Origin of the sequence: Pigmentiphaga kullae, assembly GCF_004216695.1 — a bacterium.
Classification (GTDB): domain Bacteria; phylum Pseudomonadota; class Gammaproteobacteria; order Burkholderiales; family Burkholderiaceae_B; genus Pigmentiphaga; species Pigmentiphaga kullae.
Genome location: NZ_SGXC01000003.1, coordinates 833,636 through 846,458, shown reverse-complemented (window position 1 = coordinate 846,458; position 12,823 = coordinate 833,636). Strand labels below are relative to the sequence as shown.

Sequence of the window (12,823 nt, the reverse complement as noted above, 5' to 3'; positions counted from 1 at the left end):
ACTCGCTCAAAAGCCCAGGCTTTCCAGCAGATCGTCGACCTGCGCCTGGTTGGCCACCACGTCGTCGCGGCTGGAGGCATCGATGACGGGACCGTTCATCCATTCGCTCTGCGCGGCATTGCGCTTGTCCGGCGGCGTGCTCTCGATCAGCAGCTTGACCAGTTCGTCCTCGAAGTCCTGGGCGAGCTTGAGCACTTTCTGGATGACCTGGCCGGTCAGGTCATGGAAATCCTGGGCCATCATGATGTCGGTCAGCAGCGCCTGGGTGGCGCGCGCGTCTTCCTGCGTGCGGTCCAGGAACGCGCTGGTGTCGGCCGCCACCTGCTTGAAGTCGTCGACGCTCAGCCGGCGCTCGTACAGTTCGCGCCACTGCCCGCTCAGGCGCACGCTTTCGCGCTCCACGCCATCCTGGATCTCCTGCCCCTTCTCGACGTTGGACAGGGCGCGCTCGGCGGCCTGGCCGGTCAGCCGGGCGATGTAGTCCAGGCGCTGGCGCGTGTCGGGCAGAGAATGGACGGCCTGCTCCACCTTCTGGTGGTAGCCCAGCTCGCGCAGGGCGTCGTGCAGTTGCCGGGTCAGCATGCCGACCCGCTGGTAGAACTCCGGCGACTGCTCGGACGCCGCCCCGACCCCGCTCTCGGTGGCCTGCACGGCCGGGGCCGCGTCGGCCGCCGGTTCGGCATCGAGCCGGGCCAGGGTTTCGGACGAAATCTGGTCGAACAACGCTTCGAGGTCTTCGGTATCGCCGGTATGGGCCATTTACGTGCTCCCGCTCATTTTCTGCACGATCTTGGTCAGCTTCTCTTCCAGCGTGGCCTTGGTGAAGGGCTTGACGATGTAGCCGTTCGCCCCGATCTGGGCCGCCAGCACGATGTCTTCCTTCTTGGCCTCGGCGGTCACCAGCAGAACGGGCAGCTTCTTGAGCTGGTCGTCGGCGCGGATCTCGCGCAGCAGCTCGAAGCCGTTCATGTTCGGCATGTTGATGTCGCTGACCACGAAATTGAACAGGCCGCTGCGCAGCTTGCTCAATGCGATCTGGCCGTCCTCGGCCTCGTCGGCGTTGTTGTAGCCGAGTTCCTTCAAGAGATTGCGGACGATGCGCCGCATCGTCGAAAAATCGTCGACGATAAGGAACTTCAAATCGTCAGGCTTCATTTGCTCCCTTTCTGGCCTTGATGTGTGTGAGTTGAGCGGCGATCATACTAGCCAGTTCGGAGGGGTGGAATTTTGCAACGTAGGCATCGACGCCCACCTGCTGTCCGAGCTTCTTGTTGGCCACCGACGACAGCGACGAATGCATCACGACGGGAATCTTCGCGAAGCGGGGATCCGACTTGATGTGGCGGGTCAGCACGTAGCCGTCCATCTCGGGCATCTCGGCGTCGACCAGGATCATCCCCAGCATCAGGTCCAGCGGCAGCTTCTCGGCCTCGGCCCGGGCCGCGATGCCCTTGAGCTTGTCCCAGGCATCCGCGCCGTTGGTGGCGTGCTGGTGCGGCAGCCCCATGCGGTCCAGCACTTCCGTGATCTTCTTGCGCGCCAGCGAGGAATCGTCGGCGAAGAACACGTTCGCCTTGATGTCGGCGTCGACCTGCTGGATCTCGGACGGGATCTTGTCCTCGCCGATGACCGAGGCCAGGATCTGCTCGACGTCCAGGATGGACACCAGCTTGCCGTCGGCCAGTTCGGTCAGCGCCGTCATGAACGAGGTGTTGTTCGAGGGCATGGACTGCGGCGACTTGACCTTGTCCCAGTCGATGCGCACGATGCGGTCCACGTCGGCCACCAGGAAGGCCTGCGTATGGCTGGAGAATTCGGTGATCAGCAGCTTGGTGCGGGGCGCGTCGATCTGCATGTTGATGGTGGTGGCCAGGTCGATGACGGGCAGGATCGCGCCGCGCAGCGAAATGATGCCCTCCACCCCGCGCGGCACGTTCGGCGTCCGGGTGATCGGAATCGTCTCGCAGACCTCGCGCACCTTGAACACGTTGATGCCGAAAACCTCGCTGCCGCCCAGCGAGAACAGCAGCAGCTCCATCTTGTTGGAACCGGCCAGCCGGGCCTTCTCGTCCACCATTTCCATCAACCGATTGTCACCGGCACCCATAGCATCCTCCATACCGGCCGGTCCAAGCCGGCCCAGTGATCATTGCGATTCGAGAGCGGACACCCGCAGCGGCGTCCTGTCGTTCAAGCTGCCGGGAATGGCAGGTACATCGACATAAACGCCGCCTTTCTTGAGAAATTCCTCGCTGCGCTTGTTCAGCACCACGATGCTGATGCGCCGGTTCTCGGCCGCCTTCACGTCGGCGCGGTTCAACGGCACGGAATCCGACAGCCCCACCACGCGCAGCGCCTTGCCCTCCTGCATGCCGGCGCTGATCATCTCGCGCCGCGCGGCATTGGCGCGGTCGGCGGACAGCTCCCAGTTGCTGTAGCCGCCATTGCCGCCGGCATAGGGCGCCGAATCCGTGTGGCCGGAAATCGAAATCTTGTTCTCGACCCCGTTCAACACGCCGACCAGCTCGTCCAGGATGACGCGGCTGTAGTCCTTCAGCGCGGTCTTGCCGGTATCGAACATGGGCCGGTTCTTCTCGTCCACGATCTGGATCCGCAGCCCTTCGTCGGTGAAGTCCAGCAGGATCTGGTCCTTGAACTGCGTCAGCGTGGGCTGCGTGAAGATCAGGCTCTCGAGTTCGGATTTCAGGCCTTCGAGCTTGCGGCGCTCACGGGCTTCCTGCTCCTCGTCGCTGGCGCGGCGCTGGGGCGTGATGCGGGGGCTCACGTGCTGGCCGCCCGTCAGCACGCTGACCGGATCGCCCGCCACGCTGCCCGACGTCACCGCCACGCGCAGCGGCGTGCGGAAGTATTCGGAAATGCCTTCCAGGTCCGCCTGGGCCGATGTCGTCAGCAGCCACATCAGCAGGAAGAAAGCCATCATGGCAGTGACGAAGTCGGCATAGGCGATCTTCCACATGCCGGCGCCATGGGGCTTGCCGGCCCGTTTGCGGGACCGCCTGATGATGATCGGCGCTGCGCCGTCCTTGCCTGCCATGATCGCGACTCCCTACCGTGCCGTCACGCGGCGGACTTGCCCCGCACCGTGTCTTCCAGCTCGCCGAACGTGGGACGCTCGGTCGAGAACAGCACCTTGCGGCCGAACTCCACGGCCAGCGCGGGCGCATAGCCGTTCAGGCTCGCCAGCAGGGCGACCTTGATGCATTCGAGCTGCTTGCTGCTTTCGCTTACCTTCTGCTCCAGCACCGAGGCCAGGGGCCCGACGATGCCGTAGGCAAGCAGGATGCCGACGAAGGTGCCGACCAGCGCCGCCCCGATCTTGGCGCCCAGCACGGCCGGCGGCTCGCCCACCGACCCCATCACGTTGACCACGCCCATGACCGCGGCGACGATACCGAAGGCCGGCAGCCCGTCGGCGATGCGCTGGATGGCGTGCGCCGGCACGCTGGCCTCCTGGTGATGGGTATCGATTTCCTGGTCCATCAGGGCTTCCAGCTCCAGCGGATTCAGGTTGCCGCTGACCATCAGCCGCAGGTAGTCGGTCACGAACTCGACCAGGTGTTCGTCGGCCACCAGCGCGGGGTATTTCTGGAACAGCGGGCTGTTGTGCGGTTCCTCGACGTCGGCTTCGATGGACATCAGGCCCTCGCGCCGCACGCGGTTCAGGATTTCGTACAGCAGCGCCAGCAGGTCGAGGTAGCGCTGCTTCGTGAAGCGCGAACCGTGCAGCGTGGTCGGCAGCGCCCGCAGCGTCGCCCGCACCACCTTGCTGGAGTTGCCGCACACGAACGCGCCGAAGGCCGCGCCGGCGATGATGATCAGCTCGAACGGCTGGAACAGCGCACCCAGCGAGCCGCCATGCATGGCATAGCCACCCAGCACGGACGCCCCAACGATGATGTAGCCGATGATGACAAGCATGTAGATGTCCCCCCCTACGCGCTTCGCGCGCCCCCCAGGGGGCGATGCGGGTGGACCGGCGGAGCCGGATCCACCGCATCCTGGGTCTGGGCAAAGGGCCTCGATGCGGAACATCGGGGGCCTTGCCGGGCCAGGAGCCTGGGGAACGACGTGCGTGGGGCAATCGGGCTTCGTTGGCACATTGCGCGAAGCCATGAACGGGTTTTCGACCGGCAAAAACAAAACTTGAGAGCGGAAGCTCTCGCGACTGGCATCAGCGGGGCGCCGCCTTGGCGACTTCCGCCGCGTTGGCCGTGCGCCGGGTCTTGCCGGCGCGGGACGGCATGTGGCAAAGCCCGCAAACGTACTGGTGGGCCAGCTCGAAGGTATGGGTGACGAATTCGCCGCCGCAACTGGTGCAGGCCGTCATGCCCAGCATGCCGGCGTCGAAGAACCGCGTCAGGCGCCAGGCCCGCGTGATCGACAGGACCTCGGGCAGGCCCAGCTGTCCGATCTGTTCCCGGTACAGGCGGTAGGCGCGGATCAGCGCCTCGACCGCCGTCGCGTCGTCCAGGCCCACCTGATGGCGGTGGATGTTCATGAACAGCGAGGCATGGATATTGGGCTGCCAGGTCATGAACCAGTCGGTGGAGAACGGCAGCATGCCCTTGGGCGGCGACTTCCCACGGATCTCGCGATACAGGCGCAACAGGCGCTCGCGCGACAGCTGCACCTCCGCCTCGAGCACCTGAAGCCGGGCATCGAGGCGGATCAATTCGGAAGCGATCTCGATCTGGCGCGCCTCGGACAGGACGCTCTTAGCGCGGACCATGTCGCCCCCGGATACTGCTGCAGGCCATGGCGCGGCTCAGGAGGCGGCCATCGCGGCGGTGCGTCCGGCCATCAGGATGGCGGCATGGATACGGGGGGAAACATCGTCGCGCTTGGGCGAGGACAGCAGGTTCCAGACCAGCGAATCGTCGAAGCGGAAGCGGGCGAGCAGCATGCTCGAGCCGGCGATCTTCAGCAACTGGGCCGTGGTCAGCGACGAAAGGATGTCGGCCACCTCGCTGGTGATGCCCAGGCGGTAGAGCGCCTCGCTGCGGTCGACGCGCAGCATCTGCTGGGCCAGCATCAGGTAGGTCAGGTTGGCATCGCGGATCTCTTCGCCCAGCCGGGACATGGGGGAAGATTCGGCCTGGGGAGCCGACACATCCACATCGACCACGTCGCAAACTTGAGTCATCGCGATTCCTTTCAGGGTAATCCCGCAGCCGGGATGTAAAAACAGCGCACCCCGAGCCAGTCTTTTTTTCTGGCGCAGGGACCAATTCAATATGTAAATTATTGGACACTTGTTACCAAAATGGCATCGGAAGCCCGCTGGATTTCGCGTCTGCTTAGGTAAACTCCGCGTGTAAGAATTTTTCTTACAAATTCTGTATCACTTGTTTCATTTAATCACGCAAATGCGAAATGCGATTCCACCAATCCATCAGGCAACGAGTCTGGCCGAAAACGACCATGCCCTGCTGGAGGCCGCGCTGGAATCGCTCCCCGTCGCCACCTGGGTCGTGGATCGGGACGGCCGGTACCGGTACGTCTCCCAGGCCTACGCCGACATGCTCGGCATCCCCCGGGCGGCGGACTGCCTGGGCAAGGCAATGGAAGAACTCATGCCCGCCTCGATCGCGCGCGTCCACGCGCTGCGCCACCGGCAATTGCTCGAGTCCCGCGCACGCAAGCGCTTCGAGCAGATCTGGACGGTAAACGGCGAGCCGCGCTGGTTCGAGATCCAGATGAGCTGCCTGTGCAACGACGAGGGCGAATCGGTCGCCGTCTCCGGCTACGCCCAGGACATCACGCAGCACATGGAACAGCAGGAGGCGGCGCGCCGCATCCAGAACGAACTCGAAAAGCGGGTGGCCCAGCGCACCCACCTGCTGAGCGTGATCAACGAGGAACTGGAAGCCTTCTCGTACTCCGTCTCCCACGACCTGCGCGCGCCGCTGCGGCAGATCGCGGGCTTCGCCGGGCTGCTCGAACGCGGGCTGGCCGGCCAGGCGGACGAGGCCGACTCCAAGCACCTGCGGCACATCGTGGACAACGCGCAGCGCATGGAGGACCTGATCGGCGACCTGCTGCAGCTCGCCCGCATCAACCAGAGCAGCCTGCTCAAGGCCAAGGTGGACCTGGCCGCCCTCGCGCGCGAGGTCCTGGCCAACCTGCGCCGCAGCCAGCCCGACCGCCAGGTCGAGGAAGAACTTCCCGCCTCGGCCCTGGCCGAATGCGATGCCGGACTGATGCGCATCGTGCTGGACAATCTGCTGGGCAACGCCTGGAAATTCACCGGCGGACGCGCCGAGGCGCACATCCGGTTCGGCAGCCTGCTGCGCGGCAGCAGCACCATCTATTTCGTGCGCGACAACGGCGCCGGCTTCGATGCGCAGAACGCCGAACGCATGTTCGGCGCCTTCCAGCGCTTCCATCGCGCCAGCGACTTTCCCGGCACGGGCATCGGCCTGGCCACCGTCCGCCGCATCATCAATCGCCACGGCGGACAGATCTGGGCCGAAAGCGCGCCCGGACAAGGCGCGACCTTCTACTTCACGCTGGAAACGCCGGCCTGAAGCCCGCCCCGGCGGCACCCAGAATCGGACCGACGCGGCGAAACTTTAGCGGTATTTTTTTCCATCCCGCCGCCTTCCCTTCCTAAAGTTTTCAAACCCCCGCCCCGTTAATTGCCTCAACGCGGCCACGCCGGCACTGCATGCAGCCTGCGATGGCCCTGGCGCAATTGCGGAAGGACCTCCAGCCGCGGATGCATCGTCGGGCCCCCAGGGCCCCTCCTGAAACACCATATGACTCACCCTCACGGAGATCAGTCATGGCACAAGTCATCAACACCAACATCGCTTCGCTGAACGCGCAGCGCAACCTGAACAGCTCGCAGAGCGCCGTCAACACCGCCCTGCAGCGCCTGTCGACCGGCCTGCGCATCAACAGCGCCAAGGACGACGCCGCCGGCCTGGCCATTTCCGAGCGCATGAGCACGCAGATCAACGGCCTGAACCAGGCCGTGCGCAACGCCAACGACGGCATCTCGCTGGCGCAGACCGCCGAAGGCGCGCTGAGCCAGATCGGCACCAACCTGCAGCGCATCCGCACGCTGGCCGTGCAGTCGTCCAACTCGACCAACTCGGCCGATGACCGCGCCTCGCTGCAGAAGGAAGTGGCCGAGCTGACCGCCGAAATCGACCGCGTCGCCCGCGACACCGACTTCAACGGCACCAAGCTGCTGGACGGCTCGTTCGCCGCCCAGAAGTTCCAGGTCGGCGCCAATGCCGGCCAGACCATCACCATCAGCAACATCGCCGACGCCAGGGCCTCGACGCTGGGCCAGTACAACGGCTTCAACGCGACCGACCTGTCGATCGGCACCGCCAGCGACACCGCCGCGGCGCAGACCGTCACCTTCGGCTCGGCCGGCACGTTCGACCTGGGCAGCATCGCCAACGACGCCAAGGCCATCGCCAACGCGCTGAACACCCAGGGCATCGCCGGCCTGAACGTCACCGCGAACGCCACGGAAGCCGTCGGCACGTCGACCGTCACGACCACGACCGCCGGCACCGCCAGCTTCACGCTGAACGGCCTGACGATCAACCTGACCGCCACCACCAACGCCGCGACCAACCGCGAAAACGCCCTGACCGCGATCAACGCGCAATCGGCCACCACCGGCGTGCGCGCCGTCGACACCGGCTCGGGCCTGAAGCTCGAAGCCGCCGACGGCCGCAACATCACGATCGGCGCCCTGACGCTGGGCACCGCCGTCGGCTCCACGCTGGCCGACTTCGGCCTGGACGCCGCCGGCACCACGGGCGCTTCGCTGAACGTCTCGTACAAGGCCCCCACGGGCGTGACCGGCTCGATCAGCAGCACCGGCGCCTTCGCCCTGACCGGCACCATCACCCAGACGGGCACCGCGCTGAACGCCATCGACATCTCGACCGTCGCCGGCGCCTCCAACGCCCTGTCCGCCCTGGACGCCGCCCTGTCCACCGTCAGCGACGCGCGCGCCTCGCTGGGTGCGATCCAGAACCGCTTCACCTCGGTCGTCTCCAGCCTGGAAACCACCTCGGAGAACCTGTCCTCGTCGCGCAGCCGCATCCAGGACGCCGACTTCGCCTCGGAAACCGCCGCGCTCACCCGCGGCCAGATCCTGCAGCAGGCCGGCACCGCGATGCTGGCGCAAGCCAACTCGCTGCCCAACAACGTGCTGACGCTGCTCCGCGGCTAAGCATTGCGGCATTTCCGCCGGATCCCCTCCGGCGCATCGTCCCCACCCCGCCTTGCGCCGGGGTGGGGACTTTTTTTGCCGCCGGGCCGCCCCAAGGCAAAAAAGCACCCCCTTGGGGGCAGCGCCGCCGCGTAGCGGCAAGCGTGGGGGCATTTTTTGCCAGGCCTTCCTGCTCAAGTTTCCCCTCCCTGGCCCGTTAATCCACGTATTGCCCCACCCCTACCGCCACGGAACCTTCATGAGCATCAACGCCATCGACACCGCCGCCGACCTGCGCAGCCTGCCGGCCGCCGCCGCGTCGGCCGCCCGGCCCATCGCGCCCGCTGGCTCGACCAACCTGCTCGATCCGTCGTTGCCGGCGACGGCCCAGGTGCCTGACGTCGGGGAGCTGCGGGCCGCGGTCGACGCATTCAACCGCTTCGTCCCGCTGGCGGCCCACAACCTGACGTTCAGCATCGATGACGACAGCGGCAAGGTCGTGGTCAAGGTGGTCGACGGCGACACCCAGGACGTGATCCGGCAGATCCCGTCCGAGGAAGCGCTGGCGCTCAGCCGCTCGCTGGACCAGATCAAGGGCGCCCTGTTCAGCCGCAAGGCCTGAACCCGCCCGCCAACCCGATACCAGGAATACTCCATGGCTAGCGTAGGATCCGCCCTTGGCGTGGGCTCCGGCCTCGAACTGTCCACCCTGCTGACCAACCTGATGGCGGCCGAGAAGGTGCCGCTCACCAAGCTGCAGGCCCAGGCCACCTCGGCCCAGACCAAGATCTCGGCCCTGGGCCAGCTCAAGAGCTCGCTGTCTTCGCTGCTGACGGCCGCCGCGGGCCTGACGCCGGAAAAATTCACCGGCCTGGTCGGCAGCTCGTCGGACTCGTCGGTCGCCTTCATCACGGCCGACAACAAGGCCGGCAAGATCAGCCACAAGCTCGACGTCACCTCGCTGGCCCAGGCCGAGAAAGCCGTCAGCGGCGCGCTGGCCAGCGATGCGCAATTGAACACCGGCACCCTGACCTTCACGCTGGGCAAGGTCGAGAACGGCAGCTTCGTTGCCGGCGAGGCCGAAGCCAAGTCCGTCGTCATCGACGCCAGCAACAACACGATGTCCGGGCTGCGGGACGCCATCAACAAGGCGGAAATGGGCGTCACGGCCTCGCTGGTCACCGACGGCACGGGGTCGCGGCTGGTGCTCACGTCCACCACCACCGGCGCGGCCAACGCCTTTCAGGTCACCAGCGCGGATTCGGGTACCGGCGGCACCCGCTCGCTGGACTTCTTCGACTATGACCCGGCCACCGCTCCGTCCTATTCCAGCGGCGGTTCGCCCACCGGCATGAGCCGGCTGCAGGCCGGCGCCGACGCGCAGTTCAAACTGGACGGCATGGAAGTCACCAGCGCCACCAATACCGTTACCTCGGTGCTCGACGGCGTCACGATCACGCTGCAGAAATCCGGCACCACGACCATCGCCACCAACCCGTCGCCCAGCGGCGGCGCGGCGGCACTGCAATCGCTGGTCACCGCGTACAACGCCTTCCTGAACGTGGCCTCGGCGCTGTCGGCCAACGCGCCCAGCGACACCCGGGGCAAGGCCGGCGCCACCGGGCCGCTGGCGGGCGATGGCCTGGTGCGCGACCTGACCGCGCGCATGCGCAATGAGGTCTTCTCGCCCATGCAGGGCGCCACCGGCCCTTATACGACGCTGGCCTCCCTGGGCGTGGGCTTCGACCAGGACGGCGCACTGACGCTGGACACCGACAAGTTCAACAAGGCCATGGCCGCCGATCCGGGCGCCGTATCCAGGCTGTTCACGCCCCAGCCTTTCGGCGAAGGCTCGCAAAGCCTGGTCGAGCGCTTCACCGCCCAACTATCGCCCTATACCGACAGCAAGGGCGTGATCGACAGCCGCACCGACGGCCTCAAGAGCACGATCAAGACGCTGGAGACCCAGCAGACCCAGATGAGCAATCGCCTGGAAGAGATCGAGGCGCGCTATCGCCGGCAGTTCACGGCGCTCGATTCGATGCTGACCCAGCTCAACAACACCGGCAGCTTCCTGACCCAGCAGATCGAGGCGCTGAAGAACCTCAACAAGTAACGCGACCGGCGCGCAAGGGGGAACTCCGCGGTTTTGCCGCGCCAATTCCCGCTTTAGGTCCATCGCGCCAGGCCGTTAAATCCGTCAGGGCTGCCGTGCACGCGGCAAGCCGCTACGCGTTCAGGAGTCGCACGTGTCGGGATTCGGAAATTTCGGGGCCAGGGCCTATGTCAGCGTCGGGGTGGAGACCGGGGTGTCCAGCTCCAGTCCGCATGCGCTGATCCTGATGCTGTACGACGGCGCGCTGGAATCGCTGCGCAAAGCCATCGGCTGCATCGAAGCCAACGACCCCCTGGGCAAGACCCGGGCGCTCAGCCGCGCCACGCGCATCCTCGATGAAGGACTGCGCGCCAGCCTGGACCACAAGGCTGGCGGCGACCTGGCCAATCAGCTGAACGCCTTGTACGACTACATGCTGCGGCGCACGATGCAGGCCGGCATCGACAACGATCCCGCCCCCATCATGGAAAGCGTTCGCCTGCTCGATGGGCTGCGCGAAGCCTGGGCGTCGATCCAGGCCGACAGCCAGGTTGCCGCCTGATGATGGCGGGCGAGGATACCGGCATGGCGCCCGACCCGGCGCTGTTGCCCGCGCTCTATGGACAGTTGGCCGAGATCAGCCGCACGATGCTGGCCGCGGCGCAACGGGGCGACTGGGATGCCGTCACGGCCAGCGAATCGGCCTGCGCCGAGCTCGTGGGACAATTGCGCCGCCGCCCCATCGAGACCTGCCCGCCTGCCGAGCGCGAAACCTGCATGCAACTGATACGCGAAATCCTTGCCAACGACGCCGCCACGCGCAACATTGCCGAACCGTGGATGCGGGAGCTGGAACAGATACTGCGGCCCCGGCGTCACGCCTTCGGCGCGCAGATGTACCGCTGAAGGGGCTGGCGCTTGGTAGCGGATACCCGCCAGACGCAGCCGGTCAGCGGCGTCTCCCCCACCCAAAGCTGGGAGCGCTATCGCGAGGATGCCCGCGAGGCGGTGCTGGCGCGGCTCTTGAACGTGTCCGGCGGCAACGCCGCGGGCGGCGCGCGCCCGCCCGGCGCGACGGGACTGCCGCACGGGCTGGTGCGGGCGACCGTACTCCAGGCCAACAGCGACACCGAAGCACTGGTCAACATCGCCGGCAAGCCCTACCTGATCAATACCCGCCAGGCACTGAGCCCGGGCGTAACCGTGGTGCTGCGGCTGCTGGACGACCGCACCTTCCTGCACGGCCAGGACGGCGGCCGCATCGGCGGCCCGCGCTCGCCGGGCGAAGGCGGCGGCCGCGGACAAGGGCCTCTTGCGCTCGCCACCGCCGATACCGAATCGGTCTCCCCGGACCAGGCCACGCGCGCCGTGCGCGGCGTCTCGCCGGTTCCCATGCCATCGCTGGCCGAGCTCAAGCTCGAGACCGGCGACACCAAGGTGATGCTGAGCGGCTCGGCCCGCCTGCTGCTCGCGCTGGTCGACGAGACGGGCGGCACGCAGCGCAGCGTGCCCCTGGACGCCCTGCGCATTCCGGCCGGCACGCCGCCGGACGAAGCCGCGCGCCAGATCCGGCAGGCAGTACAGCAATCCGGCCTGTTCTACGAAGCCCACCTGCAGGAGTGGCGCGAGGGGCGCCTGCCCATCGAGGCGCTGCGCGCCGAACCGCAGGCAGCGCTCTCGCCCGCGCCCCAGGCGCGCGACCAGGCTCCCCCGACCGGCTCCCCGGCACCCTCGGCCGACCCCGCCACGCCCGAACAAAACGCGGCCAAGGGCCTGCAGGCGGCCCTGGCCGCCATCCCGCCCGACGTGCGGCAGGTCGTGCACGACCAGATCGCCGCGCTGGCCAGCGGCCGCCTGTTCCTGCAGGGCGCCTGGGCGGAACAGCCCTTCACCCTGGAAATCCAGCCTGACGAAGGCAAGGGTGCCGACGCCGAACTGCCGCGAACCTGGCGCGTCCGCATCTCGATCCAGACACGCCACCTGGGCACCATGCAGGTGGACGTCGCGCTGGACGGCACCGACACCCGCATCGCCATCCAGCCCGACACCCGGACACTGCGCGGCCAGCGCCTGCGCGACCTGCAAGCCCGCCTGACCGCCGGCGGCCTGGACCTGCAACAGGCGCTCGATGGCCAGGGCCTGCGCATGTCCGACCTCAAGATCGCCACGGCGTCCCGCTCGCCGGCCCGCACATGACCCAGGTCCCCGCCGATCCGGCCGCCGACGACCCGCTCGATCCCAAGCGCATCCAGGCGGTGGCGCTGCGCTACGAAAAGGAACGCAAGACTCCCATCGTGGTGGCCAAGGGCAGCGGCGCGATCGCCGAGGAAATCCTGCGCCGCGCCAAGGAAGCCGGCGTGTTCGTGCACAGTTCGCGCGAACTGATCGATCTGCTGATGAAGGTGGACGTGGACGCCCGCATCCCGCCCTCGCTGTACGTGGCGGTGGCGGAGGTGCTGGCGTGGGTGTACAGGCAGGACGAGGAAGCCGGCGCCGCCGCGGGCGCCGATCCTGACGGACGCTAGGGG

General features: G+C 66.9%; 15 protein-coding genes. 8 read left to right on the top strand and 7 right to left on the bottom strand.

Going from position 1 to position 12,823, the window contains the following annotated elements; translation table 11 throughout:
- Nucleotides 1-6: 6 nt before the first annotated feature.
- The 7 genes from EV675_RS26810 to flhD form a co-directional block, all read right to left on the bottom strand.
- Complete coding sequence (locus EV675_RS26810; RefSeq protein WP_130361647.1) at nt 7-759, bottom strand: protein phosphatase CheZ; 753 nt, start codon at nt 757-759, stop codon at nt 7-9.
- Entirely contained in the window at nt 760-1,155 is a 396-nt protein-coding gene (gene cheY / locus EV675_RS26805; protein WP_087841488.1) for a chemotaxis response regulator CheY, read from the bottom strand. It lies immediately after the preceding gene.
- Entirely contained in the window at nt 1,145-2,107 is a 963-nt protein-coding gene (locus tag EV675_RS26800; RefSeq protein ID WP_130361645.1) for a chemotaxis protein, read from the bottom strand. The genes cheY and EV675_RS26800 overlap by 11 nt, the downstream gene beginning before the upstream one ends.
- 39 nt (nt 2,108-2,146) lie before the next feature.
- On the bottom strand, nt 2,147-3,055 hold the full coding sequence (gene motB, locus EV675_RS26795; RefSeq protein WP_130361644.1) for a flagellar motor protein MotB: 909 nt from the start codon (nt 3,053-3,055) through the stop codon (nt 2,147-2,149).
- A 23-nt stretch (nt 3,056-3,078) separates the two neighbouring features.
- Complete coding sequence (motA, locus tag EV675_RS26790; protein WP_130361642.1) at nt 3,079-3,939, bottom strand: flagellar motor stator protein MotA; 861 nt, start codon at nt 3,937-3,939, stop codon at nt 3,079-3,081.
- A gap of 253 nt (nt 3,940-4,192) precedes the next feature.
- On the bottom strand, nt 4,193-4,750 hold the full coding sequence (flhC, locus tag EV675_RS26785; protein ID WP_130361640.1) for a flagellar transcriptional regulator FlhC: 558 nt from the start codon (nt 4,748-4,750) through the stop codon (nt 4,193-4,195).
- A 36-nt stretch (nt 4,751-4,786) separates the two neighbouring features.
- A complete protein-coding gene (gene flhD / locus EV675_RS26780; RefSeq protein ID WP_130361961.1) occupies nt 4,787-5,101 on the bottom strand; it encodes a flagellar transcriptional regulator FlhD in 315 nt (104 codons plus the stop codon).
- A gap of 286 nt (nt 5,102-5,387) precedes the next feature.
- On the opposite strand from flhD, the gene EV675_RS26775 reads away from it, so the two are divergent.
- The 8 genes from EV675_RS26775 (at nt 5,388) to EV675_RS26740 (ending at nt 12,820) form a co-directional block, all read left to right on the top strand.
- A complete protein-coding gene (locus EV675_RS26775) occupies nt 5,388-6,548 on the top strand; it encodes a sensor histidine kinase (protein WP_130361638.1) in 1,161 nt (386 codons plus the stop codon).
- Between the two features lie 257 nt (nt 6,549-6,805).
- Nucleotides 6,806-8,221, top strand: coding sequence for a flagellin N-terminal helical domain-containing protein (locus tag EV675_RS26770; protein WP_130361636.1), 1,416 nt, complete (start codon nt 6,806-6,808; stop codon nt 8,219-8,221).
- Nucleotides 8,222-8,459: 238 nt separating this feature from the next.
- Nucleotides 8,460-8,822, top strand: coding sequence for a flagellar protein FlaG (locus EV675_RS26765; protein WP_130361634.1), 363 nt, complete (start codon nt 8,460-8,462; stop codon nt 8,820-8,822).
- A 33-nt stretch (nt 8,823-8,855) separates the two neighbouring features.
- Nucleotides 8,856-10,316 (top strand): flagellar filament capping protein FliD, encoded by a 1,461-nt coding sequence (gene fliD, locus EV675_RS26760; RefSeq protein ID WP_130361632.1) that lies wholly within the window; start codon nt 8,856-8,858, stop codon nt 10,314-10,316.
- 133 nt (nt 10,317-10,449) lie between these two features.
- The gene (gene fliS, locus EV675_RS26755; protein WP_165404790.1) at nt 10,450-10,857 is read left to right on the top strand and encodes a flagellar export chaperone FliS; all 408 of its coding nucleotides are present in this window, start codon (nt 10,450-10,452) and stop codon (nt 10,855-10,857) included.
- Nucleotides 10,858-10,880: 23 nt separating this feature from the next.
- The gene (locus EV675_RS26750) at nt 10,881-11,201 is read left to right on the top strand and encodes a flagellar protein FliT (protein ID WP_165404789.1); all 321 of its coding nucleotides are present in this window, start codon (nt 10,881-10,883) and stop codon (nt 11,199-11,201) included.
- Nucleotides 11,202-11,213: 12 nt separating this feature from the next.
- Entirely contained in the window at nt 11,214-12,491 is a 1,278-nt protein-coding gene (locus tag EV675_RS26745) for a flagellar hook-length control protein FliK (RefSeq protein WP_130361626.1), read from the top strand.
- Entirely contained in the window at nt 12,488-12,820 is a 333-nt protein-coding gene (locus EV675_RS26740) for an EscU/YscU/HrcU family type III secretion system export apparatus switch protein (RefSeq protein WP_130361624.1), read from the top strand. The genes EV675_RS26745 and EV675_RS26740 overlap by 4 nt, the downstream gene beginning before the upstream one ends.
- Nucleotides 12,821-12,823 lie beyond the last annotated feature (3 nt).

Coding starts and splice junctions, on each gene's coding strand:
- EV675_RS26810 (WP_130361647.1), bottom strand. CDS start 759: ATGGCCCATACCGGCGATACCGAAGACCTCGAAGCGTTGTTCGACCAG.
- cheY (WP_087841488.1), bottom strand. CDS start 1,155: ATGAAGCCTGACGATTTGAAGTTCCTTATCGTCGACGATTTTTCGACG.
- EV675_RS26800 (WP_130361645.1), bottom strand. CDS start 2,107: ATGGGTGCCGGTGACAATCGGTTGATGGAAATGGTGGACGAGAAGGCC.
- motB (WP_130361644.1), bottom strand. CDS start 3,055: ATGGCAGGCAAGGACGGCGCAGCGCCGATCATCATCAGGCGGTCCCGC.
- motA (WP_130361642.1), bottom strand. CDS start 3,939: ATGCTTGTCATCATCGGCTACATCATCGTTGGGGCGTCCGTGCTGGGT.
- flhC (WP_130361640.1), bottom strand. CDS start 4,750: ATGGTCCGCGCTAAGAGCGTCCTGTCCGAGGCGCGCCAGATCGAGATC.
- flhD (WP_130361961.1), bottom strand. CDS start 5,101: ATGTCCCGGCTGGGCGAAGAGATCCGCGATGCCAACCTGACCTACCTG.
- EV675_RS26775 (WP_130361638.1), top strand. CDS start 5,388: ATGCGAAATGCGATTCCACCAATCCATCAGGCAACGAGTCTGGCCGAA.
- EV675_RS26770 (WP_130361636.1), top strand. CDS start 6,806: ATGGCACAAGTCATCAACACCAACATCGCTTCGCTGAACGCGCAGCGC.
- EV675_RS26765 (WP_130361634.1), top strand. CDS start 8,460: ATGAGCATCAACGCCATCGACACCGCCGCCGACCTGCGCAGCCTGCCG.
- fliD (WP_130361632.1), top strand. CDS start 8,856: ATGGCTAGCGTAGGATCCGCCCTTGGCGTGGGCTCCGGCCTCGAACTG.
- EV675_RS26750 (WP_165404789.1), top strand. CDS start 10,881: ATGGCGCCCGACCCGGCGCTGTTGCCCGCGCTCTATGGACAGTTGGCC.
- EV675_RS26740 (WP_130361624.1), top strand. CDS start 12,488: ATGACCCAGGTCCCCGCCGATCCGGCCGCCGACGACCCGCTCGATCCC.